This is a genomic window from Prauserella muralis (assembly GCF_003202285.1).
GTDB lineage: Bacteria > Actinomycetota > Actinomycetes > Mycobacteriales > Pseudonocardiaceae > Prauserella_B > Prauserella_B muralis.
This window is the reverse complement of sequence record NZ_MASW01000007.1, coordinates 459,335-481,689: the sequence shown is the minus strand read 5'-3', so window position 1 is coordinate 481,689 and position 22,355 is coordinate 459,335. Positions and strand designations below refer to the sequence as shown.

The following is a 22,355-nucleotide window of genomic DNA, read 5'->3' as shown; positions in this document are numbered from 1 at the left end:
AAGCTCCCGATCTTGTGGTCGACACTCAGGACGTCGCGCCGTCGAGCCGCCGCCAGGACGAGCCGAAACCGCGCAGCACCCGGCACATCAGCTGGGACGCCATCCGGGTCCTCGGAATCGTCGCCGTGCTCACGTTCCACGCGACGTTTCTCGCGCCGCTGACGCTGCCGGGGCTGGAACTGCCGCCGGCGCCGCTGCGGATGGACTTCCCGTTCGGCGCCTCGGTGCTGATCGTCATCTCCGGATACTTCGCGGCGATGACGGTCGGCAAGCAGACGCCGCTGCGCTGGTGGCTGCGCAGGCTGGCGCGCCTGCTGCCCGCGTTCTGGATCGCCGTGCTGTTCATCTTCGTGGTGACCCAGCTGTTCGCGCCCGAGGGGCTGCCCCGGCGCACCTACGGCGACCTGGTCGGCAACCTCGCCCTCGTGCACACGCTGCTGCCCGAGGTGGAATACATCGACCTGGCGCACTGGACGGTGCCCGTGCAGGTGTGCGGCTTCACCGCGATCGCGTTGCTGGCGTGGCGCGGTTCGATCCGCGGCGCCAGGGCGTCGGCGGTGATGTGGGCGGTGCTGCTGGTGCCGCTGCTGACCCGCTACCTGTTCATGGGGCCCGGCAAGACGCCGCCGTGGTTCGCGAGCACCATGCTCGATGGCACCGGCGTCAACCGGGCGCACCTGCTCATCGCCGGGGTGGCGATCTTCCGCTGGTCCAAGGGCCGGATGAGCTTCACCCAGCTGTACCTGATGCTGATCGTCGTGGTGCTCGCCCACAGCCTGCACCCGCCCGCCGGTGACTCGGTGCTCGCCTTCGCCATCGCGCTCGTGCTGATCTGCGTCGCCGCCTACCAGCCCGCGTGGGACCTGCCCGCGCTGCAGGCGCTGGCGCGGCCGATCCGCTGGCTCGCCGGGATCTCCTACGGCGTGTACCTGATGCACTACGTCGTGGGCACGATCGTGTCGCGGCACCTCGCCGACCTGGGCGTGCCGTGGTGGGGTTGGATGCCCGCGTTCGTGGCCACCGCGATCGTGCTCGGCTGGGCACTGACCCGCTGGGTGGAGCAGCCTGCGTTCACGTTCCTCACGCGCCGCCTCGACGCGATCCCCTCCCGCCGGACGGCGTGAGTACCCGGCTGGTAGAGAAGACGGGGTGAGCCGCCAGGAGACACCCCCGCTGTGGGACCTGCCGAAGCCCGCGCCCGCGCGCGGCACGCGTGCGGCGTCCCCCCGCAAGGGGCAGCGGCGGCCCGCCGAGGCGGATCCCGTCGCCAGGGTGATCGTCGACGTGCCGCTGGCTCACCTGGACCGGACGTTCGACTACCAGGTTCCGCAGGAGCTCGACGCCGTGGCCGTGCCCGGCTGCCGGGTGCGCGTGCGGTTCGCGGGCCAGCTGGTGGACGGCTTCCTTCTCGAACGGGGCTCGACCACGGAGCACACGGGCAGGCTCGCGTTCCTCGAACGGGTCACCTCCAGCGAGCGGGTGCTGCCGCCGCGCCTCGCGGCCCTGTGCCGCACGGTCGCCGAACGTTACGGTGGCACGCTCATCGACGTGCTGCGGCTGGCGCTGCCGCCGCGGCACGCCAAGACCGAGGCCGAGCCGCCCCGGGAACCCGCCCCCGCCCCGGGCGAGCCGGACCTGGCCGGGTGGCGTCCCTACCCGTGGGGCCCCGGCTTCGCCGACGCGCTGCGCGCGGGCCGTCCCGCCCACGGCGTGTGGCAGGCCCTGCCCGGTGAGGACTGGCCGCGCAGGCTCGCCGAGCTGGCTGCCACCGTCGCGGCGCAGGGTCGGGGTTCGGTGCTCGTGGTGCCCGACCACCGCGACGTCGCGCGCCTGCGCGCCGCGTGTGCGGAGCTGGCGGGGGAGGACGCGGTGGTCGCGCTGTCCGCCGACCTCGGTCCCGCCGAGCGGTACCGCCGCTGGCTCGCCGTGCTGCGCGGCGCCGTGCGGATCGTGGTCGGCACCCGTGCGGCCATGTTCGCCCCGGTCGCCGATCCGGGGCTGTTCGTCGTCTGGGACGACGGCGACGACCTGCACGTCGATCCGCACATGCCCTACCCGCAGGTGCGCGACGTGCTCGTGCTGCGCGCCCACGCCGACAAGGCCTCGTTCCTCGCCGCGGGCCACGCGCGCACCGCCGAGGCGCAGCTGCTGCTGGAGTCCGGGTGGGCGCACCCGATCGTCGCCGCCCGCGACGAGCTGCGGGCGCGTGCGCCGCGGGTCACGCCCACCGGCGAGGACTTCGACGTCGCGCGGGACGAGGCCGCGCGCGCGGCGCGCCTGCCCGCCGTGGCGTTCGAGGCCGCCAGGGCGAGCCTGGGGGCCGGTGCCCCGGTGCTGGTGCAGGTGCCCCGGCGTGGCTACGTGCCCGGCCTGGCGTGCGGGCAGTGCCGCACGCCCGCCCGCTGCCGCCGGTGCGCGGGGCCGCTGATGCTGCCCAGCGGCGGTGAGGCGGGGGTGCCGCACTGCCGCTGGTGCGGAGTGGCCGAGGCCGCGTTCCGCTGCCCGGCGTGCGGGTCGGCCAGGCTGCGCGCCGTGGTGGTCGGCGCGAAACGCACCGCCGAGGAGCTGGGCAGGGCGTTTCCCGGCACCACCGTCCGCACGTCCGGGGGCGGTGAGGTGCTGGCGAGTGTCCCCGCCCGGCCCGCGCTGGTCGTCGCCACACCAGGTGCCGAGCCGGTGGCCGAGGCGGGCTACGGTGCGGCGCTGCTGCTCGACGGCTGGGCGCTGCTGGGCAGGCAGGACCTGCGGGCGGGGGAGGAGGCGCTGCGCCGCTGGCTGACCGCCGCCGCGCTGGTGCGTCCCGCGCGCGACGGGGGACGGGTGGTCGTCGGCGCCGAGGCGGCGATTCCCGTGGTGCAGGCGCTGGTGCGCTGGGACCCGGGCTGGCACGCCGAGGTGGAGCTCGCCGAGCGCCGGGAGCTGGGGTTCCCGCCCGCGGTGCGGATGGCGAGTATCGAGGGCAGCCCGGACGCGGTGGCGGAGCTGCTCGACGAGATCAGCCTGCCGCCGTCGGCGGAGGTGCTCGGTCCGGTGCCGGTGGGCGAGGTGGACGACGAGGGCAGAGCGGACCGTGAGCGTGCGCTCGTGCGGGTCCCGCGTGCCGACGGCAGGGCGCTGGCCGCCGCCGCGCACGCGGTGAGTGCCCGCCGCAGCAGCGACAAGGCCGCCGCCCCGGTCCGCATCCAGCTGGATCCCCTCGAGCTCATCTAGCCGACCGCCCGGGGAAAGCTCCCCAATGCCACATTCGTAGCGTTGAGCGCCACCAATGCGGCATTCGTAGCGTTGAGCGCCACCAATGCCGCATTGGGGAGCTTGGGGCGAGCGGGCGTGTGCGGGGCGAAACCGGACGGCGCTCTAGACTGGCCGGTGATGTTCGTATCCCTTCGCCTGCCGGGTCGCCCATGAGGCTCGTGTTCGCGGGCACCCCCGAGCCCGCCGTCCCCTCGTTGCGCGCGCTGCTGGACTCGCCCCGGCACGAGGTGGTGGCGGTGGTGACGCGGCCGGACGCGCCTGCCGGGCGCGGGCGCAGACTCGTCCGCTCGCCCGTCGCAGCGCTGGCCGACGAGCACGGCATCGAGGTCCTCACGCCCGCCCGTGCGGGCGAGCCCGGATTCCTCGACCGGCTGGCCGAGCTGGCCCCCGACGCGTGCCCCGTGGTGGCCTACGGCGCGCTGCTGCCGCAGCGCACGCTGGACATTCCCCGGCACGGCTGGGTCAACCTGCACTTCTCGCTGCTGCCCGCCTGGCGTGGCGCGGCACCGGTGCAGGCAGCCATCCGCGCCGGCGACGAGATCACCGGGGCGTCCACGTTCCGGATCGTCAAGGAGCTGGACGCCGGGCCGGTGTACGGCGTGGTGACCGAGAAGATCGAGCCGAGCGACACGGCGGGCGCGCTGCTCGACCGGCTCGCGGTCTCCGGTGCGCGGCTGCTGGTGTCCACGATGGACGGTATCGAGGACGGCAGGCTGCAGGCGGAGCCGCAGCCGGCCGAGGGCATCAGCTACGCGCCCAAGGTGACGGTGGACGACGCGAAGGCCGACTTCACGCTGCCCGCGCTCGCCGTCGACCGGCTCGTGCGCTCGGTGACACCGGAGCCGGGCGCCTGGGCGTGGTTCCGGGGCGAGCGGCTCAAGCTCGGCCCCGTCGCACCGGCCGAGGGGCCGCGCCCGGCGCCCGGCGAGGTGCTTGTCGAGCGCAGGCGGGTGCTGGTGGGCACCGCCACCGCGGCGGTACGCCTCGGTGAGGTGCAGGCACAGGGCAAGAAGCGGATGCCGGCCGCCGACTGGGCGCGCGGCAGCAGGATCGAACAGGGGGAGCGCCTGACATGACGGGCAGGCAACGCAGGCCCGACCGCGGCAGGCGGCCCGCGCCGCGCAAGCCGGGGCCGCGCAGGCCACCGGCACAGGACCCGGCCCGCCGCGCGGCGCTCGACGTGCTGCGTGCCATCACCGAGCGCGACGCCTACGCCAACCTGCTGCTTCCCGAGCTGCTGCGCGAGCGCCGGATCAGCGGGCGTGACGCCGCGCTGGCCACCGAGCTCACCTACGGCACGGCGCGGGCGCAGGGGTTGCTCGACGAGATCATCGCCGCCTGCCTCGACCGGCCACTGAAGACAGTGGACAGGGTCGTGCTGGACGGGCTGCGGCTGGGTGCCTACCAGCTGCTGCGCACGCGGATCCCGCCACACGCCGCGGTGGCGTCCACTGTGGACCTCGTACGGGAGGAGGCGGGCTCCCACGTCTCCGGGTTCGTCAACGCGGTCCTGCGCAGAGTCGCCGAGAAGGACGAGCAGAGCTGGCTGGAACAGCTCACCCCAGACCGGGAGTCCGACCCGATCGGTCACCTGGCGATCCGCACCGCGCACCCGCGCTGGGTCGCGCGCGCGTTCGCCGAGGCGCTGGGTGACAAGGGCGCCGAGCTGGAGGCCGCGCTGCGGGCCGACGACGAGCGGCCCGCCGTGCACCTGCTCGCCAAGCCCGGTGAGATCAGCGCCGACGAGCTGGCCGCCATCACCGGTGGCGACGTGGCTCCCTACTCGCCGTACGGCGTGCACCTGCCCTCTGGCGGCGGCGACCTCGCCGAGTCCGAGGTGATCCGCGAGCGCCTCGCCGCCGTGCAGGACGAGGGCAGCCAGCTGGTCGCCCTCGCCGCCACGAAGGCTGCGCTGGAGGGCGCCGACGAGCGGTGGCTCGACCTGTGCGCGGGCCCCGGCGGCAAGGCGGTGCTGCTCGGCTCGCTCGCGGCCGTCTCCGGCGCGACGCTCGACGCCGTGGAGCAGGCCCCGCACCGCGCGAAGCTGGTCGAGGAGGCCACCGAGGGTCTGCCGGTCACCGTGCACGTCGCCGACGGCCGCGATCCCGGGCTCGAACCGCGCTACGACCGGGTGCTGCTGGACGCGCCCTGCAGCGGGCTGGGTGCGCTGCGCAGGCGCCCGGAGGCGCGCTGGCGGCGCCAGCCTTCCGACGTGGCCGACCTGACCCGGCTGCAGAGCGAGCTGCTGGCGTCGGCCTTCCGGCTCACCCGGCCCGGCGGCCTGGTCACCTACGTCGTGTGCTCGCCGCACCTTGCCGAGACCGACGGTGTGTTCACCGAGGGCGCGCGCAGGGCGGGCGCCGAGGTGCTCGACGCCCGCGAGTTCTTCCCCGGCGTGCCCGCGCTCGGCGACGGACCCGCGGTGCAGCTGTGGCCGCACCGGCACGGCACCGACGCGATGTTCTGCGCCATCGCCCGGGCGCGATGAGCCGAGTGCTGGGCCTCGTCGCGGCCTCGTGCGGCGGCGTGGAGACGCGGCTGTGTGCCGAGCTGGCCGAACCCGCCGCCCGGCGTGGCTGGCGGCTGGCGATCACGCTGACGCCGACGGCCGCGCGCTGGCTGGCGGCGACCGCTGAGCTGGAGCGGCTGCGTGCGTGCACCGATCTGGACGTGCGCAGCGAGTCCCGGCTGCCCGGCGAGCCGAGGCCGCACCCGGATCCGGACGTGTTCCTGTTCGCCCCGGCCACGGCCGGGTCGGTCGCCAAGCTGGCCCTCGGTATCGCCGACAACCAGGCGCTGACCGTGCTCGGCGACGCTCTCGGCGAGCCGGGCGTCACCCTCGTCGTCGGCTACCAGGTGCGGGACAGCCGCTTCGGCCACCCCGCGTGGCAGGGTCACCTGGACACGCTCGCATCGGCGGGCGTGCGGACCCATCGGCTCACCGCCGCCTGGACCGAGGTGCTCGACCTGCTGCCGTGACCACCCGTGGCGCCCGCGCCGGCGGGTCCGGCCGCGCCGGGTGCGGGCGGGCCCCTCTACACTCGCGCGCGTGGCCCATCAACCGCTGATCGCACCAAGCATCCTGTCCGCAGACTTCGCCCGCCTCGGCGAGGAGATCTCCGCCATCGCCGGTGAGGGAGACACCCGCGCCGACTGGGTGCACGTCGACGTGATGGACGGCCACTTCGTGCCTAACCTGACCATCGGCCTGCCGGTCGTGCAGTCGCTGCTCAAGGTGACGGACGTGCCGCTCGACTGCCACCTGATGATCGAGAACCCGGACCGCTGGGCCCCCGGCTACGCCGAGGCCGGCGCCCACAACGTCACCGTGCACGTCGAGGCGGCACACGATCCGGTGATGATCGCCAAGAACCTGCGTGCGGCCGGGGCGAAGGCAGGGCTGTCGGTCAAACCGGACACGCGGCTGGAAGACCACCTCGACACGCTCAAGCACTACGACACGCTGCTGGTGATGTCGGTTGAACCCGGCTTCGGCGGCCAGTCGTTCATCCCCAGGGTGCTGGACAAGGTCCGCACGGCCCGCAGGCTCGTCGACACCGGACACCTGACGGTGCTCGTGGAGATCGACGGCGGGATCAACGCCGACACCATCGAGCAGGCCGCCGAGGCCGGGGTCGACTGCTTCGTCGCGGGCTCGGCCGTCTACGGCGCCGGGGACCCTGGCCAGGCGGTCGCCGCGCTGCGCGCGCAGGCGGCGCGAGCGGGCGGCCCGCGCTGACGTGATCGACCCGGAAGGCGAGCGGGAGGCCATGGCGGCCGCGCTCGCCCTCAGCGAGACCGTGCGCGGCACCACCAGCCCCAACCCGCCGGTCGGCGCCGTGATCCTCGCCGCGGACGGCTCGCGGGCAGGCGAGGGCGCGACCCAGCCGCCGGGCGGTCCGCATGCCGAGGTCGTCGCGCTGCGCCAGGCCGGGGAGCGGGCGCGGGGCGGCACCGCCGTCGTCACGCTCGAGCCCTGTGCCGGGCACGGCCGCACCCCGCCCTGCACGGACGCACTGCTCGCCGCCGGGGTCGCGGCGGTCCGCTACGCCGTGGCCGACCCGCATCCGGAGTTCGGAGGCGGCGCCGAGCGGCTGCGGGCGGCAGGGGTCGACGTCGCGGGCGGCCTGCTCGCCGAGGAGGCCGCCACGGGCCCGTTGCGGGCGTGGTTGCACACCGTGCGCACCGGCAGGCCCCACGTCACCTGGAAGTACGCGGCCACGCTCGACGGCAGGGTCGCCGCCGCCGACGGCACCAGCAGGTGGATCTCCGGCCCGGTCTCGCGCGCCGAGGTGCATGCCATCCGCGCCGCCGCCGACGCGGTGGTGGTGGGCACCGGCACCGTGCGCGCCGACGACCCGTGGCTCACCGTGCGCGGTCCGGACGGCGCGCTCGCGGCCCGGCAGCCGCTGCGGGTCGTGGTCGGCGAGAGCGGCATACCGGAGGGCTCGCGGGTGTTGGACGGGGCGGCGCGCACGGTGCACCTGCGCACCCGTGACCCCGCCGAGGTGGTCGCGGTGCTCGGCGAGCGCGGCGTCGTGGACGTCCTGCTCGAGGGCGGGCCGACGCTGGCGGGGGCGTTCGTGCGCGCAGGGCGGGTCGACCGGCTCCTCGCCTACGTCGCGCCCACTCTGCTGGGTGATGGTCCGGTCGCGCTGGGCCCCGCGGGCGTGTCGACGGTCACCGAAGCACACCGCTGGCGTGTCGAAGGGGTCACCATGAGCGGGGACGACGTGCGCATCGCCGCCGTTCCGGCCACAGGCGAGGAGGACGGGTAATGTTCACCGGCATTGTCGAGGAGCTCGGCGAGATCACCGGCGTCGAGGAGCTGCCGGAGGCGGCGCGGTTGACCGTGCGCGGCCCGCTGGTCACCAGCGACGCCCGGCACGGCGACTCGATCGCGGTGAACGGTGTGTGCCTCACGGTCGTGTCTGTGTCCGGAGACGAGTTCATCGTCGACGTGGTGCACGAGACGCTGAAGCGGTCGAGCCTCGGCAAGCTCGACACGGGACGCTCCGTGAACCTGGAGCGGGCCATGGCGGCCGACGGCCGGTTCGGTGGCCACGTCATGCAGGGACACGTCGACGGCACCGGGGTGTTCCTGTCCCGCGATCCGGACGGGCTGACGCATTTCGCGTTCCCGCCCGCCCTCGGTCGTTACATCGTGGAGAAGGGCTCCATCGCCGTCGACGGGGTGTCGCTGACCGTGGCGTCCGTGAGCAGGGAGGAGTTCGCCGTGGCGCTCATCCCCACCACGCTGGGTGCCACGACGCTCGGCCGCACCGAGCCGGGCGACGTGGTGAACCTGGAGGTCGACGTGCTCGCGAAGTACGTCGAGAAGCTGGCCGCCGTCCACCTGCCCGGCCGTGCGGTGGAGAATGGCGGGAGCAAGGAGGAAGCGTGACCATGACAGAGCCCGCCCCGGCACTGGACGTCGAGGCCATCGAACAGGCCATCCGCGACATCGCGAACGGCCGGCCCGTCGTCGTGGTGGACGACGAGGACAGGGAGAACGAGGGCGACCTCATCTTCGCCGCCGAGAAGGCCACGCCGGAGCTGCTGGCCTTCATGGTGCGCTACACCTCCGGCTACATCTGTGTCCCGCTCACCGAGCAGGACTGCGACCGGCTCGACCTGCCGCCGATGTACCACACGAACCAGGACATGCGCGGCACCGCGTACACCGTGACCGTGGACGCCGCCGAGGGCGTGAGCACCGGCATCTCCGCCGCCGACCGCGCCCACACCATCCGGCTGCTGGCCGACGCCAAGTCGCAGCCGTCGGACTTCCGCAGGCCCGGGCACGTGGTGCCGCTGCGCGCCAAGGAGGGCGGTGTGCTGCGCAGGCCGGGGCACACCGAGGCCGCCGTCGATCTGGCCAGGATGGCCGGGCTCGCGCCGGCGGGCGTGCTGTGCGAGATCGTGTCGCAGAAGAACGAGGGCGACATGGCCCGCCGCGACGAGCTGGAGGTGTTCGCCGCCGACCACGACCTGCGGCTGATCACCATCGCCGACCTCATCGCCTACCGCAGGCGCACCGAGAAGCAGGTCGAGCGGGTCGCCGAGGCCCGGATCCCGCTGGCCGCGGGCACGTTCCGCGCCATCGGCTACGACAGCCTGCTCGACGGCATCGAGCACATCGCGTTCGTCTACGGCGAGATCGGTGACGGCGAGGACATCCTGGTGCGCGTGCACTCGGAGTGCCTCACCGGCGACGTGTTCGGCTCGCTGCGGTGCGACTGCGGTCCGCAGCTGCAGGCGGCGCTGGAGACCGTGGCGAGGGAGGGGCGCGGCGTCGTGCTCTACATCCGCGGCCACGAGGGCAGGGGCATCGGCCTGCTGCACAAGCTGCAGGCCTACCAGCTGCAGGACGCGGGCGCCGACACCGTGGACGCGAACCTGGCGCTCGGCGTGCCCGCCGACGCGCGCGACTACGGCACGGGCGCGCAGATCCTGTGCGACCTCGGGGTCCGCTCGATGCGCCTGCTGACCAACAACCCGGCCAAGCGGGTCGGCCTGGAGGGCTACGGGCTGCGGGTCACCGGGCGCGTGCCGCTGCCGATCTCGCCGAACCCGGAGAACCTGCGGTACCTGCAGACCAAGCGCGACCGCATGGGACACGACCTTTCCCAGCTGGAGCACCTCGACGACGTCGGTGCCCGCCTGGGCGAAACCCGCGATGGAGGAGGCCAGGCGTGAGCGGCGAAGGGCGGCCCGGTGAGGGCGGGCTGCGGCTGAGCGAGTGCGAGAACCTCAAGCTGGCGATCGTGGCCACCCGCTGGCACGCGACCATCACCGACAGCCTGCTGGAGAACGCCCTGGCCGCCGCGGGCGAGGCCAAGCTCGCCGAGGAGCCGACCGTCGTGCGGGTGGCGGGCGCGATCGAGTTGCCCGTCACCGCGCAGGCACTGGCCCGCAACCACGACGCGGTCGTGGCGCTGGGCGTGGTCATCCGGGGTGGCACGCCGCACTTCGACTACGTGTGCGACGCCGTCACCGCCGGGCTGACCAGGGTCGCGCTCGACGAGAGCACTCCGGTGGGCAACGGCGTGCTCACCTGTGACACCGAGCAGCAGGCGCTGGACCGGGCCGGGCTGCCCGGCTCGGCGGAGAACAAGGGGCGCGAGGCCACCGTCGCGGCACTGACCACGGCCAACGTGCTGCGTGGCCTGCGCCAGCCGTGGACGGAACGGGGCTTCGTGTGAGCGACACCGTGACCGGCGACAACGTGCTGATCCGGCCGAGGCGTGCGGCGTGGATGTCCGCCGTGCTCGCCGTGCTGTTGCTGGCCGTGTTCATCGTGGTGGCCCTGCTGCTGCGGCGCTCGGAGACCGGGGTGATCTTCCAGCCGAGCGACCAGGTGGCGATGATCGGTGTCGGCGTCCTGCTCGCCGGGGGCGCCCTGCTGTTCGCGACGCCGCGGGTGCGGGCCGACGCCGAGGGCATCGAGGTGCGCAACCTGCCGTTCGTCGGCAGGCGCTTCTCCTGGCAGGAGGTGCTGTCGGTGAGCTTCCCCGACGGTGCGTCGTTCGCCCGGCTCGAACTGCCCGACGACGAGTACTACTCGGTGCTCGCCGTGCAGGCCGTTGATCGCGACCGTGCCGTCGAAGCCGTCCGTGCCCTGCGCCGCCTCCACAAGGCCGCCCACGAAGGCTGAGCCCCAAGCTCCCCAATGCGGCATTGGTGGCGCTGAACGCTACCAATGCCGCATTGGTGGCGTTGAACGCTACGAATGTGGCATTGGGGAGCTTGCCGCGCGGCTAGGGTTTGCAGGGCGTTACAGGGTGAGGTCGACGACGACGGGGGCGTGGTCGGAGGCTCCCTTGCCCTTGCGTTCCTCGCGGTCGGCGTAGGCGTCGGTGACGGCTCCGGCGAAGGCGTCGTTGCCGTACACCAGGTCGATGCGCATACCGTTGTTCTTCGGAAACGCCAGCTGCCGGTAGTCCCAGTAGGTGTAGGGACGGTCGTACTTGAGGGCGCGCGGCAGCACGTCGGTGAGCCCGGCGTCGCGCAGCATCGCCAGGGCCTTGCGCTCGGGCTCGGTGACGTGCGTGGACTCGGCGAACCGCGCGATGTCCCACACGTCGTCGTCGGTGGGCGCGATGTTGAAGTCGCCGAGCACGGCGAACGGCCTGCCGGCCGCGGCCTCCGCCAGCACCGTGGCGTGCAGGGCCTCCAGCCAGCGCAGCTTGTACGCGTAGTGCGCGTGGCCCGGTTCGCGGCCGTTGGGCACGTACACCGACCAGACCCGCACCCCGCCACAGGTGGCCCCGATCGCGCGGGGCTCCACCACGTCCTCGTAGGCGGGCTGGTCCACCAGTCCGCGGGTGACGTCGTCGATCCCGACGCGGGACAGCACCGCCACGCCGTTCCACCGTCCGCTGCCGTGGCAGGCGACGTCGTAGCCCAGCTCCGCCAGCTCGTCCCGGGGGAACGCCTCGTCCCCGCACTTGAGCTCCTGCAGGCACAGCACGTCCGGCTGCGCCGCGGCGAGCCACGCCTGCAGCCGGGGCAGCCGCGCGGTGATCGAGTTGACGTTCCAGGTGGCGATGCGCATGTGCCGACAATCCCACACCCGCGACATGTATAACGTCCTATACGCCTTGACCCTGGTGCGTAGGCTGGCAGGCATGGCGCGCGCGACGGCACGGAGGCCGCAGGCGGTCCTGTTCGACGTGTTCGAGACGCTGGTGCGGCTCGAGCCGCTGCGCGCGCGGTTCACCGAGGCCGGAAGGCCGGGCCACGAGCTGGAACTGTTCTTCGCCAGGACGCTGCGCGACGGCATGGCCTACACGCTCGCGGGCGAGGCTCCGCCGTTTCGCCAGGTCGCCGCCGCTGAGCTGGCCACTACCTCCGGGCACACGCTCACCGAGGAGCAGATCGAGCACATCCTCGACGGTTTCGCCACCCTGCCGCTGTACCCGGAGGCGGTGACGGCGTTCGACCTGCTGCGGGACGCCGGGATTCCCGCGTACGGCTTCACCCACGGCTCCGCGAAGGTCCTGGAGTCCATTCTGGACCGTGAGGGGCTGGCCGACCGCGTGGTGCGGGTGCTCTCCACCGAGCGGATCCGCTCCTTCAAACCCCCGGCGGCGGTGTACCACTGGGCGTGCGAGCAGGCCGGATCCGCGCCGGATGCCACCGCGCTGGTGGCCGTGCACTCGTGGGACGTCCACGGCGCGGTGAAGGCGGGCCTGCTCGCCGGGTTCGGCACCCGGCTGGAAGGTGCCCTGCCGCCCGTCGTGGAGCAGCCGCACGTGCAGGCCGAGCGGGTCGACCAGGTCGTCACCGGGCTGTTGGAGCTCTGAAGCCACGCGCGGTTGACGCGAGGCCCGCCGGGTAGCCGCACAACATGGTGAACCCCACGATCCCTCGGCGCGGCTCGCCGGTGACGGCCGCGGGCAACCCGGTCAGCCGCTGGCGCGCGACCCTCGACCTCGGCGCGAAACTGCTGCAGGACACCAGTCCGCTGAAAGGCTTCGACGTCTACGTCGTCGGCTTCCACTGCGCCAAGGACGAGCCGGACTCGCAGATGGAGGCCCACCACTACTGCAAGGTCGTCAACGACGACCTGCTGCAGTGCGTGCTGTTCGACGGCAACACGCGCGAGGCCAACCTGATCGGCATCGAGTACATCGTCTTCGCGCACCTGTTCGGCACGCTGCCGGACGAGGAGCGGCCCCACTGGCACCCGCACAACTTCGAGGTGCTCTCCGGCCAGCTCGTCGCGCCCGGCCTGCCGGAGGCCGCCGAGCACGCGCTGATGAAGCTGCTCATGAACTCATACGCAAGACGTGGCACACCTGGCACACCGGCAGACACGACGGGCAGCCCGGCGCCGCGCTGCCGCTGGGCGATCCGAAGCTGATGTGGTCGTTCAACCGCGAGGGGGAGTGCGACCCCGTGCTGGCCGCCGACCGCAACGCGGTGTTCGGCATCGACACCGGCGCCAAGGCGGAACGCAGGAGCGATCTGGTGGCGCTGGCGCACCCGCAGTACGGCGTGGACGACATGGCCGGGCAGTTCGCCGGCGGCCGCCCCGTCGAGGGCGTCACCGACGTGCGCGCGGACGGGACGGACCCCTGACCGCGATGTCGGAGGTCAGCCATAGGCCCACCCGTCGCCCGACCGCCACCCCCAACGCGGCGCTCCGCGCCACTGTGCTGAACTCGAGAGGTGGCTGACCCCTCGACCTACCGCCCCTCACCCGGAAGCATCCCGGACGCTCCCGGCGTCTACAAGTTCCGCGACGCCACCAGGCGGGTCATCTACGTCGGCAAGGCGAAGAGCCTGCGCAGCAGGCTGAACTCCTACTTCGCCGACCTGTCCGGACTGCACCCCCGCACGCGGCAGATGGTCACCACCGCGGCAGCCGTCGAGTGGACGGTCGTCACCACCGAGGTCGAGGCACTGCAGCTGGAGTACAACTGGATCAAGGAGTTCGACCCGCGGTTCAACGTCCGCTACCGCGACGACAAGTCCTACCCGGTGCTGGCGGTCACGCTGCACGAGGAGTTCCCCCGCCTGCACGTCTACCGTGGGCCGCGCAAGAAGGGCGTGCGCTACTTCGGCCCCTACGCCCACGCCTGGGCGATCCGCGAGACCCTCGACCTGCTGCTGCGCGTGTTCCCCGCCCGCACGTGCTCCGCCGGGGTGTTCCGGCGGCACGGCCAGATCGGCAGGCCCTGCCTGCTCGGCTACATCGACAAGTGCTCGGCGCCCTGCGTCGGCCGGGTCAGCGCCGACGAGCATCGCGGGATCGTCGAGGACTTCTGTGACTTCCTCGCCGGGCGCACCGACGTGATGATCCGCAGGCTCGAGAAGGAGATGGCCGAGTCCGCCGAGTCGCTGGAGTTCGAGCGGGCCGCCCGCCTGCGCGACGACCTCGGCGCCCTGCGCAGGGCCATGGAGAAGCAGGCCGTCGTGTTCGGCGACGGCACCGACGCCGACGTCATCGCCTTCGCCCACGACGAGCTGGAGGCCGCGGTACAGGTGTTCCACGTGCGCGGCGGCCGGGTGCGCGGCCAGCGCGGCTGGGTGATCGACAAGGTCGAGGAGATGGACGTGCCCGCGCTGGTCGAGCAGTTCCTCGGCCAGTTCTACGCCGAACAGGTCGAGCTGGCGGCCGAGGCGCCGGACGGCACGTCCCCGGTGCCGCGCGAGGTGCTGGTGCCCGAGCTGCCGCCCGACACCGACTCGATGGCCGAATGGCTCACGGAGCTGCGCGGTGGCAGGGTGCGGCTGCGCGTGCCGCAGCGCGGGGACAAGCGCGCGCTGGCCGAGACCGTCGCACGCAACGCGCAGGAGGCGTTCGCCCAGCACAAGCTGCGCAGGGCAGGCGACCTCACCGCCCGCTCTGCCGCGCTGTCGGAGCTGCAGGAGCACCTCGGCCTGGACACGGCGCCGCTGCGCATCGAGTGCGTCGACATCAGCCACATCGCGGGCAGCGACGTGGTGGCCTCGCTCGTGGTGTTCGAGGACGGCGTGCCCCGCAAGTCCGAGTACCGCCGGTTCGCGCTGCGGGAGGCCGCCGACGAGGGCGACGTCGCCTCCATCGCCGAGGTCGTCCGGCGCCGGTTCGCCCGCTACCTCAGGGAGAACGAGAACGGCACACCCGAGCAGGCCGAGCAGGAGGGCCCTCCGGGCATCGACCCCGAGACGGGCAGGCCGCGCAAGTTCGCCTACCCACCCAACCTCCTCGTGGTGGACGGCGCAGGGCCGCAGGCCACCGCGGCCGGGGACGTGCTGGCCGAGCTCGGCATCACCGACGTCGCGGTCGTGGGCCTGGCCAAGCGGCTGGAGGAGGTGTGGCTGCCCGCCGACCCCGACCCCGTCATCCTGCCGCGCTCGTCGGACGCGCTGTACCTTCTGCAACGGGTTCGCGACGAGGCGCACCGGTTCGCGATCCGGTACCACCGGCAGAAGCGGTCGAAGCGGGTGCAGGCGTCCGCGCTCGACGGGGTACCCGGGCTCGGGCAGGCCCGCAAGGCCGCGCTGATCAAGCACTTCGGCTCGGTGAAACGGCTGAGGCAGGCGAGCGTGGACGAGATCGCCGAGGTACCAGGAGTGGGCAGGCGCACCGCCGAGGTCGTGCATGCCGCTCTCGCAGGGGGCAACGACACACGAGGGGAGTCACGCGCGTGACCGACGAAGAGACCAGAACCGCCGGGATGGAGGTCGCGGTCGTGTCCGGGTTGTCCGGCGCGGGCCGCAGCACGGCGGCGAAGTGCCTGGAGGACTTGGGCTGGTTCGTGGTGGACAACCTGCCGCCCGAGCTGATCTCCACCATGGTCGAGCTGGGCGCGCAGGCTCGCGGCGCCATCACCAAGGTGGCCGTGGTGATGGACGTGCGCTCGCGCGCCTTCACCGACGACCTCGCCTCGGTGATCAAGGACCTCGACGCCCGTGGCTACAAGCCGAGGGTGTTGTTCCTCGAGGCCACCGACGCCGTGCTGGTCCGCCGGTTCGAGCAGGTGCGCCGCAGCCACCCCATGATGGGCGAGGGCAGGCTCGTCGACGGGATCGCCGCCGAGCGGACCCTGCTGGCCCCGCTGCGGGAGGAGGCCGACCTCGTGCTCGACACCTCCGCGCTCTCCGTGCACGACCTGCGTTCCAAGATCGAGGACGCGTTCGGCACCGAGGCCGCCACCCAGACGAGGGTCACGGTGCTCTCCTTCGGCTACAAGTACGGTCTGCCGATGGACTCCGATCTGGTGATGGACGTGCGCTTCCTGCCCAACCCGTTCTGGATCCCCGAGCTGCGCGACCACAGCGGCCTCGACGGCGACGTCCGCAACTACGTGCTCGGCCAGGAGGGCGCCGAGGAGTTCCTGGACCGCTACCACGAGTTGCTGCGGCTGATCGGCGCGGGCTACAAGCGCGAGGGCAAGCGCTACCTGACGCTCGCGGTCGGCTGCACCGGCGGCAAGCACCGCAGCGTGGCCATCTCCGAGGAACTGGCGACCCGTCTGTCCAAAGAGGATGGCATGGCAGTGAAGGTGGTGCATCGGGACCTGGGTCGCGAGTGACCATGCGGGCCGTCGCACTCGGGGGCGGGCACGGGCTGCACGCGACGCTGAGCGCGCTGCGCAGGATCACCCCGGACGTCACCGCCGTCGTCACGGTCGCCGACGACGGCGGCTCGTCGGGGCGGCTGCGCCGCGAGCTGGGGTTGCTGCCTCCCGGTGATCTGCGGCAGGCACTGGCCGCGCTCGCCGCCGCGGAGGACGGCGGAACGCTCTGGGCCGAGGTGTTCCAGCACCGCTTCGGCGGCAGCGGCGCGCTCACCGGTCACGCCGTCGGCAACCTGCTGCTGGCCGGGCTTTTCGAGGTGCTGGGCGACCCGGTGGCCGGGCTCGACGAGGCGGCGAGGCTGCTCGGCGTGACCGGGCGGGTGCTGCCGATGTCGGCCGAGCCGCTGGAGATCGAGGCCGAGGTCACCGGGCTGGAGGGCGGCGGCGAGGTGAGCCGCATCCGCGGCCAGGTCGCCGTTGCCAGCACCCCCGGCCAGGTGCGGCGGATCAGCCTGCACGCACCAGGCAGGCCCGGTGAGCCGCCCGCCGCCTGCCGGGAGGCCGTGGACGCCGTGCTCGCGGCCGACGCGGTGTTCCTGGGCCCCGGTTCGTGGTTCACCAGCGTGTTGCCCCACCTGCTGGTGCCCGGCCTGCACGACGCGCTGGTGCGCACCACCGCGACCAAGGTGGTGATTCTCAACCTCGTTCCGCAGCCGGGAGAGACGGCTGGCTTCTCACCCGAACGGCACCTGGACGTACTCTTCGAGCACGCTCCCCGGCTCGCGGTGGACGCGGTGATCGCCGATCGCGACTCCGTGCCGACTCCGGCACGCCTGCGCCGCGCCGCCGCCGAGCTGGGTGCGCGGGCGCATCTGGCCACCGTGGCCGACCCGGGCGTGGCCGGACGGCACGATCCAGATGCCCTTGCTGGCTGTGTGCGAGAGGCTCTCGGTCTGACCGAGCGCGAGAGGGAGGGGCAGTAATGGCCATGACGGCTGCGGTCAAGGACGAGCTGAGCCGGCTCGAGATCACCAAGGTCGGCCCGCGCCGCTCCGAGGTGTCGGCGATGCTGCGGTTCGCGGGCGGGCTGCACATCGTCGGCGGCCGGGTGGTCGTCGAGGCCGAGCTGGACACCGGCTCGGTGGCGCGGCGGCTGCGCAGGGAGATCCACGAGCTCTACGGCCATCACTCGGACGTGCACATGATCACCTCCGGTGGCCTGCGCAAGGGCACCCGCTACGTCGTGCGGGTGGTCAAGGACGGCGAGGGGCTGGCCAGGCAGACCGGGCTCATCGACCAGCGGGGCCGTCCGGTGCGGGGCCTGCCCGCGGCCGTGGTGTCCGGCGGGCTCGCCGACGCCGAGGCCGCCTGGCGGGGCGCGTTCCTCGCGCACGGCTCGCTGACCGAGCCCGGCCGCTCGTCGTCGCTCGAGGTCACCTGCCCCGGGCCGGAGGCCGCGCTGGCGCTCGTGGGTGCCGCCCGCAGGCTCGGCATCCAGGCCAAGTCGCGTGAGGTGCGGGGCGCCGACCGCGTGGTGGTGCGCGACGGCGACGCCATCGGCGCGTTGCTGACCCGGCTCGGCGCCCACCAGAGCGTGCTGGCGTGGGAGGAGCGGCGCATGCGGCGCGAGGTCCGCGCCACCGCCAACCGGCTCGCCAACTTCGACGACGCCAACCTGCGCCGGTCGGCCCGGGCGGCGGTGGCCGCCGCGGCCAGGGTGGAGCGCGCCATGGACATCCTCGGCGACACCGCCCCCGACCACCTGCTCGCCGCGGGCAAGCTGCGGCTGTCCAACCGGCAGGCCTCGCTGGAGGAGCTGGGCCAGCTGTCGGACCCGCCGATGACCAAGGACGCCGTCGCGGGCCGCATCCGGCGGCTGCTCGCGATGGCCGACAAGCGCGCCAAGGACCTCGGCGTGCCGGACACCGAGTCGGCCGTCACCGCGGAGATGCTGGAAGAGGAGGCCTGAGCGCGTCCCGCACCCGCGAGGGCGGCGCCCCGAGGGCGCGTCGCAGCCGGCGGGTGAAGTGCCCGTGGTGGGCGTAGCCGAGCGAGACGGCGAGCGTGGCCAGGTCGTCGGCGCCCTCGGCGAGCGCGCGCAGCGCCGCGGCGGTGCGCAGCCGTTCCCGGTAGGCGTGCAGCGTCACCCCGTACGCGGCGCGAAACGCCCTGGCCAGGTGGTACGGCGAGCAGCCGGCCGCGGCCGCCGCGGCGTCGAGCAGCCGGGGCAGGGGCTCGGCGTAGTGCACGGCCAGGAACTCCGCCGCCCGGTCGGCCACCCGCCGCCGCGAGGGCGGCAGGTCGGCGGACGGGTGCCCGTCGCCTCGTGCCGCCAGGTCGCCGAGCGTCAGCGCCGCCAGTTCCGGCACGGCCTGCCTGTCCGCTGTCCGCAGCCGCACCGCTCGCAGCAGGTCGGGCGGCGCCAGCACGAGCCGCCGTCCGGCGGGCAGCCCGCCGGACGGCCCGGCCAGCTCCGCCCACGCGGCCTCGCCCGCCGCGAGCACCAGGCATTGGTCACCGCCGTCGACGGGATGGCCGAAGCGGTAGCCCTCACCCGGCTCCAGCACGATGCCGCTGCCCGGCTCCAGGAGCATTTCCTCCCCGCCGGCCACGCACGAGAACACCCCGCGAAGCGGTAGCACCAGCCTGCGCAGCGGCCCCGCCTCGGCCGCGCCTGCCGGGGCCGCGCGAGCGCGGCAGCGCACGTCGGTGACCCGCACGTCGCCGTCGTCGCCCACCGTGGCGGTGTCCAGGGTGGCGACCGGGTCGCTCGTCACTCCGCCACGGTAGCGGCGGCCTCCGACATTCCGGCCAGCTCGTAGTGGGCGGAGTGCTCGTCGAAGCGCGCCAGCAGCCGCCGCGCCTCGGCGGGCACCACCGACTGCTCCGGCTCGCCCCCGGTGAACTCGGCCACCGCGCCGTGGTCGGCGAACGACATCACGGTGACGAACTCGACCTCGTCACCTGCGGCGCGGCGCCACGCCTCCAGCCCGTGCAGCCCGGCGATGCGCCGCGCGACGATGCCGGGGAAGATGTGCCCGAGCAGCAGCCGCTCGTAGGCGTCGGCGTTGGCCTGCGTCGTCCAGCCGTGCCAGATCCTGCGGATCATGTCCTGCCTTTCGTCCGTGACCTCGGCCGCCATCCTGCGCCGGGGCTCGCCGTCCGCGCTTGCCCGATCCTGCGCGGGCGTGTGAACGCGCGCCGTTACCTGGGCTCCGGGAACCCGGCAACTCGTAACGCAGCGGTTGCGCCCGCACGTGCCCGCCGGAAACGCCTCGCGCCAACTCTCGATCACGGCAACAGCCGTCCCGGAGAAAGGGGGCCACGTGCACGCGACGGGGACAGGACTCAAGGGTGCGGGCCACGCCGTTCCGGCCGGCGTCGGCGACTGGCTCGCGCGGCGATCCAGCCGGGCCGACGACTGGACCGCGGCGGAGCTGGCGGCCGCCAAGCGCGGGCGCACGGTGAGCGTGGTGATCCCGGCCCGCGACGAGCAGGAGACGGTCGGCGAGATCGTGCGCACCATCCGGGACGAGCTGATGGAGCGCACGCCGCTGGTCGACGAGGTGCTCGTGGTGGACTCGCACTCGCGGGACGCCACCGCCGCGGTCGCCGCCGAAGCGGGTGCCACGGTCGTCGCGCAGGACGCCGTGCTGCACCCGCTGCCGGGCGTGCGCGGCAAGGGCGAGGCGCTGTGGAAGGGCTTGGCCGCCACGACCGGTGAGCTGGTGGTGTTCGTCGACGCCGACCTGTACGACTTCACCGCGGGCTACGTCATCGGGCTGCTCGGCCCGCTGCTGAGCGACCCCGGCATCGACTACGTGAAGGGCTTCTACCACCGGCCACTGGCCGGGGCGGAGCGCTCCGACGCCGACGGCGGCGGCCGGGTCACCGAGCTGGTGGCGCGGCCGCTGCTGAACCTGTTCTGGCCGGAGCTCGCCGGGTTCGTGCAGCCGCTGGCGGGGGAGTACGCCGGGCGCAGGGAGGTGCTGGAGCGCATCCCGTTCGTCACCCACTACGGCGTGGAGATGGGACACCTGATCGACCTGGTGGAGTGGCGCGGGCTGGACGCGCTGGCGCAGGTCGACCTCGGCATCCGCACCCACCGGCACCAGGGCACGCAGGCGCTGGGCCGGATGTCCGGCCAGATCATGCTCACGATCCTCGACCGGTTGGACACCTACGGGCGGCTGGTGACGGCCGAGCCGCCCGCGACGCTGCTGGCCCAGTTCCGGCGCGGCGCGGGCGTCCGCGGCGTCGAGCGGGAGCTGGTGCTCACCGACGTGTCGCTCACCCAGCGCCCGCCGCTGGCGAGCCTGCACTCCGACCCGATGGCGGCGATGCGGGACTCGGCCTGACCCGGCTCGCCCGGTGCAGCCACCGCACGTCGCGCCCGAACGACCAGGTCAGCAGCACCAGCGCGCCGGCGACGGTGACCGCGGCGGCCGGGGCGGGCAGCACCCCGGCCGCCGCGGTCACGAGCACGATGCCCTGTGCCGCGGCGACGGCCTTGCGGGCCGCGCGCGGCGGCAGCGGCGCCCGCAGCCACGGCGCCGCGTGTGCCGCCGCGACGAACGCGTACCGCATCAGCCCGATCGCCAGCACCCAGACGCCCAGCGAGCGGGAGACGGCCACGCTGAGCACGAGGATCAGCAGCGCGTCGACCTCCATGTCGAAGCGCGCGCCCAGCGCGGTGACGGTGCCGGTGCGCCGCGCGACCTGCCCGTCCACGGCGTCGAGCAGCAACGCCACCGCCGCCAGCGCCACCAGTGCCGCGTGCGCGGCGGGGCCGCCGTCGTCGGCGACCAGCGCCGTGACGCCCCCGGTGAGCACGGCGCGGGCGAGCGTGACCCGGTCGGCGGGCCCCCACGTCCGGGTGCCGTGCCGGTACCGGGCCGCCGCGAGCAGCATCCACCCGCAGGCCGCGTACCCGGCCCCGGCAAGCCAGCCCGCCGGGCCGAGACCGACGGCCGCCCACAGCCCGCTCAGCAGCGCCAGTTGCGCGAGAACACCCACGCCCTGCGACACGACGCGGGGTGCCGTGCGGTTCAGTCCCGCCTACGATGCGCCCGGTGACCTTCTCCGCGTCCGCGTTCTGGCTGCGCGCCCCCGGCCACGGCGAGCTGCGCCCGGTGGAGTTGCCGGAGCCGGGACCGGAGGACGTCCTGGTGCGCACCGTCTACTCGGGAGTGAGCAGGGGCACCGAGACCCTCGTCTTCCGTGGTGAGGTGCCCGCGAGCCAGCACGAGCTGATGCGCGCGCCGTTCCAGGACGGCGGCTTCCCCGCGCCGGTGAAGTACGGCTACCTCAACGTGGGCGTCGTGGAACACGGCCCCGACGCCCTGCGCGGCCGCACCGTGTTCTGCCTCTACCCGCACCAGACCCACTACGTCGTCCCCGCCTCGGCGGTCACGGTGGTGCCGGAGACGGTGCCCCCCGGGCGCGCCGTGCTCGCCGGGACCGTCGAAACGGCCGTGAACGCGCTGTGGGACGCCGCGCCGCTGCTCGGCGACCGCGTCGCCGTGGTGGGCGCCGGGATGGTCGGCTGCAGCGTGGCCCGGCTGCTCGCGCGGTTCCCAGGCGTGCGCGTGCAGCTGGTGGACGTCGACCCGGACCGGGCCGGCGTGGCGGGCCGGCTCGGCGTCGAGTTCGCCGTCCCCGAGCGTGCGGAGGGCGAGTGTGACCTCGTGGTGCACGCCAGCGCCACGGAGCAGGGACTGGGCAGGTCACTGGAGTTGCTCGCGCCGGAGGGCACCGTGGTGGAGCTGAGCTGGTACGGCGACCGGCGGGTCGGCGTACCACTCGGCGAGTTCTTCCACTCCCGGCGCCTGGTGCTGCGCGGCAGCCAGGTCGGCACGGTCGCCAGGACGCGGCGCGGCTTCGCCGAACGCCTGGGGCTGGCCATGGAGCTGCTGGCCGATGAGGCGTTCGACGCGCTGGTCACCGGCGAGTCGCCGTTCGCCGAGCTACCGGACGTGCTCGCGAAGCTGGCCGCCGGGGAACTGCCCGCGCTGTGCCATCGCATCGCGTATTGAACCGAACCCGGGGGCCGGGTCGTGTCGCCAGGTGAGCGATCAGGAGAGGTGAGCC

General features: G+C 73.7%; 22 protein-coding genes and 1 pseudogene. 19 read left to right on the top strand and 4 right to left on the bottom strand.

What is annotated here, in order from left to right:
• Window positions 1-14 precede the first annotated feature (14 nt).
• The 11 genes from BAY60_RS31865 (at window position 15) to BAY60_RS31815 (ending at window position 10,909) form a co-directional block, all read left to right on the top strand.
• Window positions 15-1,124, top strand: coding sequence for an acyltransferase family protein (locus BAY60_RS31865; RefSeq protein ID WP_112285105.1), 1,110 nt, complete (start codon window positions 15-17; stop codon window positions 1,122-1,124).
• Between the two features lie 25 nt (window positions 1,125-1,149).
• A complete protein-coding gene (locus tag BAY60_RS31860) occupies window positions 1,150-3,210 on the top strand; it encodes a primosomal protein N' (protein WP_112285104.1) in 2,061 nt (686 codons plus the stop codon).
• 191 nt (window positions 3,211-3,401) lie between these two features.
• Window positions 3,402-4,328 (top strand): methionyl-tRNA formyltransferase, encoded by a 927-nt coding sequence (gene fmt, locus BAY60_RS31855; RefSeq protein WP_112285103.1) that lies wholly within the window; start codon window positions 3,402-3,404, stop codon window positions 4,326-4,328.
• A complete protein-coding gene (locus BAY60_RS31850; protein ID WP_112285102.1) occupies window positions 4,325-5,740 on the top strand; it encodes an RsmB/NOP family class I SAM-dependent RNA methyltransferase in 1,416 nt (471 codons plus the stop codon). The genes fmt and BAY60_RS31850 overlap by 4 nt, the downstream gene beginning before the upstream one ends.
• Window positions 5,737-6,231 carry a flavoprotein gene (locus BAY60_RS31845; protein WP_112285101.1) on the top strand — a complete coding sequence of 165 codons (495 nt, stop codon included), beginning with the start codon at window positions 5,737-5,739 and terminating at the stop codon, window positions 6,229-6,231. The genes BAY60_RS31850 and BAY60_RS31845 overlap by 4 nt, the downstream gene beginning before the upstream one ends.
• 85 nt (window positions 6,232-6,316) lie before the next feature.
• The gene (rpe, locus tag BAY60_RS31840; protein ID WP_112285595.1) at window positions 6,317-6,991 is read left to right on the top strand and encodes a ribulose-phosphate 3-epimerase; all 675 of its coding nucleotides are present in this window, start codon (window positions 6,317-6,319) and stop codon (window positions 6,989-6,991) included.
• Between the two features lie 31 nt (window positions 6,992-7,022).
• Window positions 7,023-8,030 carry a bifunctional diaminohydroxyphosphoribosylaminopyrimidine deaminase/5-amino-6-(5-phosphoribosylamino)uracil reductase RibD gene (gene ribD, locus BAY60_RS31835; protein WP_112285594.1) on the top strand — a complete coding sequence of 336 codons (1,008 nt, stop codon included), beginning with the start codon at window positions 7,023-7,025 and terminating at the stop codon, window positions 8,028-8,030.
• The gene (locus BAY60_RS31830; protein WP_112285100.1) at window positions 8,030-8,656 is read left to right on the top strand and encodes a riboflavin synthase; all 627 of its coding nucleotides are present in this window, start codon (window positions 8,030-8,032) and stop codon (window positions 8,654-8,656) included. Before ribD ends, BAY60_RS31830 begins: the two co-directional genes overlap by 1 nt.
• A 2-nt stretch (window positions 8,657-8,658) precedes the next feature.
• Window positions 8,659-9,951 (top strand): bifunctional 3,4-dihydroxy-2-butanone-4-phosphate synthase/GTP cyclohydrolase II, encoded by a 1,293-nt coding sequence (locus tag BAY60_RS31825; protein ID WP_112285099.1) that lies wholly within the window; start codon window positions 8,659-8,661, stop codon window positions 9,949-9,951.
• Window positions 9,948-10,457, top strand: a complete 510-nt coding sequence (gene ribH / locus BAY60_RS31820) for a 6,7-dimethyl-8-ribityllumazine synthase (RefSeq protein WP_112285098.1) — start codon at window positions 9,948-9,950, stop codon at window positions 10,455-10,457. The genes BAY60_RS31825 and ribH overlap by 4 nt, the downstream gene beginning before the upstream one ends.
• A 53-nt stretch (window positions 10,458-10,510) precedes the next feature.
• Complete coding sequence (locus BAY60_RS31815) at window positions 10,511-10,909, top strand: PH domain-containing protein (RefSeq protein ID WP_112285593.1); 399 nt, start codon at window positions 10,511-10,513, stop codon at window positions 10,907-10,909.
• 120 nt (window positions 10,910-11,029) lie between these two features.
• Here BAY60_RS31815 and BAY60_RS31810 read toward each other — a convergent pair whose 3' ends face one another.
• Window positions 11,030-11,809 carry an exodeoxyribonuclease III gene (locus BAY60_RS31810; RefSeq protein WP_112285097.1) on the bottom strand — a complete coding sequence of 260 codons (780 nt, stop codon included), beginning with the start codon at window positions 11,807-11,809 and terminating at the stop codon, window positions 11,030-11,032.
• A gap of 73 nt (window positions 11,810-11,882) precedes the next feature.
• Here BAY60_RS31810 and BAY60_RS31805 point away from each other — a divergent pair, with 73 nt between their 5' ends.
• The 6 genes and pseudogenes from BAY60_RS31805 to whiA all read left to right on the top strand — a co-directional run bounded on the left by BAY60_RS31805 (window position 11,883) and on the right by whiA (window position 18,234).
• Window positions 11,883-12,560: an HAD family hydrolase gene (locus BAY60_RS31805; protein WP_245992901.1), complete on the top strand. Its 678-nt coding sequence runs from the start codon at window positions 11,883-11,885 to the stop codon at window positions 12,558-12,560.
• Window positions 12,561-12,604: 44 nt separating this feature from the next.
• A pseudogene (locus tag BAY60_RS31800) lies at window positions 12,605-13,338 on the top strand (OBAP family protein).
• A 90-nt stretch (window positions 13,339-13,428) separates the two neighbouring features.
• Window positions 13,429-15,396 carry an excinuclease ABC subunit UvrC gene (uvrC, locus tag BAY60_RS31795; protein ID WP_112285095.1) on the top strand — a complete coding sequence of 656 codons (1,968 nt, stop codon included), beginning with the start codon at window positions 13,429-13,431 and terminating at the stop codon, window positions 15,394-15,396.
• Between the two features lie 26 nt (window positions 15,397-15,422).
• Window positions 15,423-16,280: an RNase adapter RapZ gene (gene rapZ, locus BAY60_RS31790; protein ID WP_112285592.1), complete on the top strand. Its 858-nt coding sequence runs from the start codon at window positions 15,423-15,425 to the stop codon at window positions 16,278-16,280.
• Window positions 16,281-16,282: 2 nt separating this feature from the next.
• Entirely contained in the window at window positions 16,283-17,248 is a 966-nt protein-coding gene (locus tag BAY60_RS31785; RefSeq protein ID WP_112285094.1) for a gluconeogenesis factor YvcK family protein, read from the top strand.
• Entirely contained in the window at window positions 17,248-18,234 is a 987-nt protein-coding gene (gene whiA / locus BAY60_RS31780) for a DNA-binding protein WhiA (RefSeq protein WP_112285093.1), read from the top strand. The genes BAY60_RS31785 and whiA overlap by 1 nt, the downstream gene beginning before the upstream one ends.
• Here the strand turns inward: whiA and BAY60_RS31775 are convergent.
• Both BAY60_RS31775 and BAY60_RS31770 read right to left on the bottom strand, forming a co-directional pair.
• Complete coding sequence (locus BAY60_RS31775) at window positions 18,203-19,042, bottom strand: helix-turn-helix transcriptional regulator (RefSeq protein ID WP_112285092.1); 840 nt, start codon at window positions 19,040-19,042, stop codon at window positions 18,203-18,205. The two genes, whiA and BAY60_RS31775, sit on opposite strands and share 32 nt — an antisense overlap.
• Window positions 19,039-19,374 (bottom strand): antibiotic biosynthesis monooxygenase, encoded by a 336-nt coding sequence (locus tag BAY60_RS31770; RefSeq protein ID WP_112285591.1) that lies wholly within the window; start codon window positions 19,372-19,374, stop codon window positions 19,039-19,041. The genes BAY60_RS31775 and BAY60_RS31770 overlap by 4 nt, the downstream gene beginning before the upstream one ends.
• 217 nt (window positions 19,375-19,591) lie before the next feature.
• Here BAY60_RS31770 and BAY60_RS31765 point away from each other — a divergent pair, with 217 nt between their 5' ends.
• Window positions 19,592-20,623 carry a glucosyl-3-phosphoglycerate synthase gene (locus tag BAY60_RS31765; protein WP_112285091.1) on the top strand — a complete coding sequence of 344 codons (1,032 nt, stop codon included), beginning with the start codon at window positions 19,592-19,594 and terminating at the stop codon, window positions 20,621-20,623.
• Here BAY60_RS31765 and BAY60_RS31760 read toward each other — a convergent pair.
• The gene (locus tag BAY60_RS31760) at window positions 20,556-21,281 is read right to left on the bottom strand and encodes a CDP-alcohol phosphatidyltransferase family protein (protein WP_245992899.1); all 726 of its coding nucleotides are present in this window, start codon (window positions 21,279-21,281) and stop codon (window positions 20,556-20,558) included. The two genes, BAY60_RS31765 and BAY60_RS31760, sit on opposite strands and share 68 nt — an antisense overlap.
• A 47-nt stretch (window positions 21,282-21,328) precedes the next feature.
• Here BAY60_RS31760 and BAY60_RS31755 point away from each other — a divergent pair, with 47 nt between their 5' ends.
• On the top strand, window positions 21,329-22,300 hold the full coding sequence (locus BAY60_RS31755) for a zinc-dependent alcohol dehydrogenase (protein ID WP_211330535.1): 972 nt from the start codon (window positions 21,329-21,331) through the stop codon (window positions 22,298-22,300).
• Window positions 22,301-22,355: the final 55 nt, after the last annotated feature.

Bases quoted from the DNA above. Each gene is read 5' to 3' on its own strand.
- fmt (WP_112285103.1), top strand. From the start codon at position 3,402: ATGAGGCTCGTGTTCGCGGGCACCCCCGAGCCCGCCGTCCCCTCGTTG.
- BAY60_RS31850 (WP_112285102.1), top strand. From the start codon at position 4,325: ATGACGGGCAGGCAACGCAGGCCCGACCGCGGCAGGCGGCCCGCGCCG.
- BAY60_RS31845 (WP_112285101.1), top strand. From the start codon at position 5,737: ATGAGCCGAGTGCTGGGCCTCGTCGCGGCCTCGTGCGGCGGCGTGGAG.
- ribD (WP_112285594.1), top strand. From the start codon at position 7,023: ATGGCGGCCGCGCTCGCCCTCAGCGAGACCGTGCGCGGCACCACCAGC.
- BAY60_RS31830 (WP_112285100.1), top strand. From the start codon at position 8,030: ATGTTCACCGGCATTGTCGAGGAGCTCGGCGAGATCACCGGCGTCGAG.
- BAY60_RS31825 (WP_112285099.1), top strand. From the start codon at position 8,659: ATGACAGAGCCCGCCCCGGCACTGGACGTCGAGGCCATCGAACAGGCC.
- BAY60_RS31815 (WP_112285593.1), top strand. From the start codon at position 10,511: ATGTCCGCCGTGCTCGCCGTGCTGTTGCTGGCCGTGTTCATCGTGGTG.
- BAY60_RS31810 (WP_112285097.1), bottom strand. From the start codon at position 11,809: ATGCGCATCGCCACCTGGAACGTCAACTCGATCACCGCGCGGCTGCCC.
- BAY60_RS31805 (WP_245992901.1), top strand. From the start codon at position 11,883: ATGGCGCGCGCGACGGCACGGAGGCCGCAGGCGGTCCTGTTCGACGTG.
- rapZ (WP_112285592.1), top strand. From the start codon at position 15,423: ATGGAGGTCGCGGTCGTGTCCGGGTTGTCCGGCGCGGGCCGCAGCACG.
- BAY60_RS31785 (WP_112285094.1), top strand. From the start codon at position 16,283: ATGCGGGCCGTCGCACTCGGGGGCGGGCACGGGCTGCACGCGACGCTG.
- whiA (WP_112285093.1), top strand. From the start codon at position 17,248: ATGGCCATGACGGCTGCGGTCAAGGACGAGCTGAGCCGGCTCGAGATC.
- BAY60_RS31770 (WP_112285591.1), bottom strand. From the start codon at position 19,374: ATGATCCGCAGGATCTGGCACGGCTGGACGACGCAGGCCAACGCCGAC.
- BAY60_RS31755 (WP_211330535.1), top strand. From the start codon at position 21,329: ATGCGCCCGGTGACCTTCTCCGCGTCCGCGTTCTGGCTGCGCGCCCCC.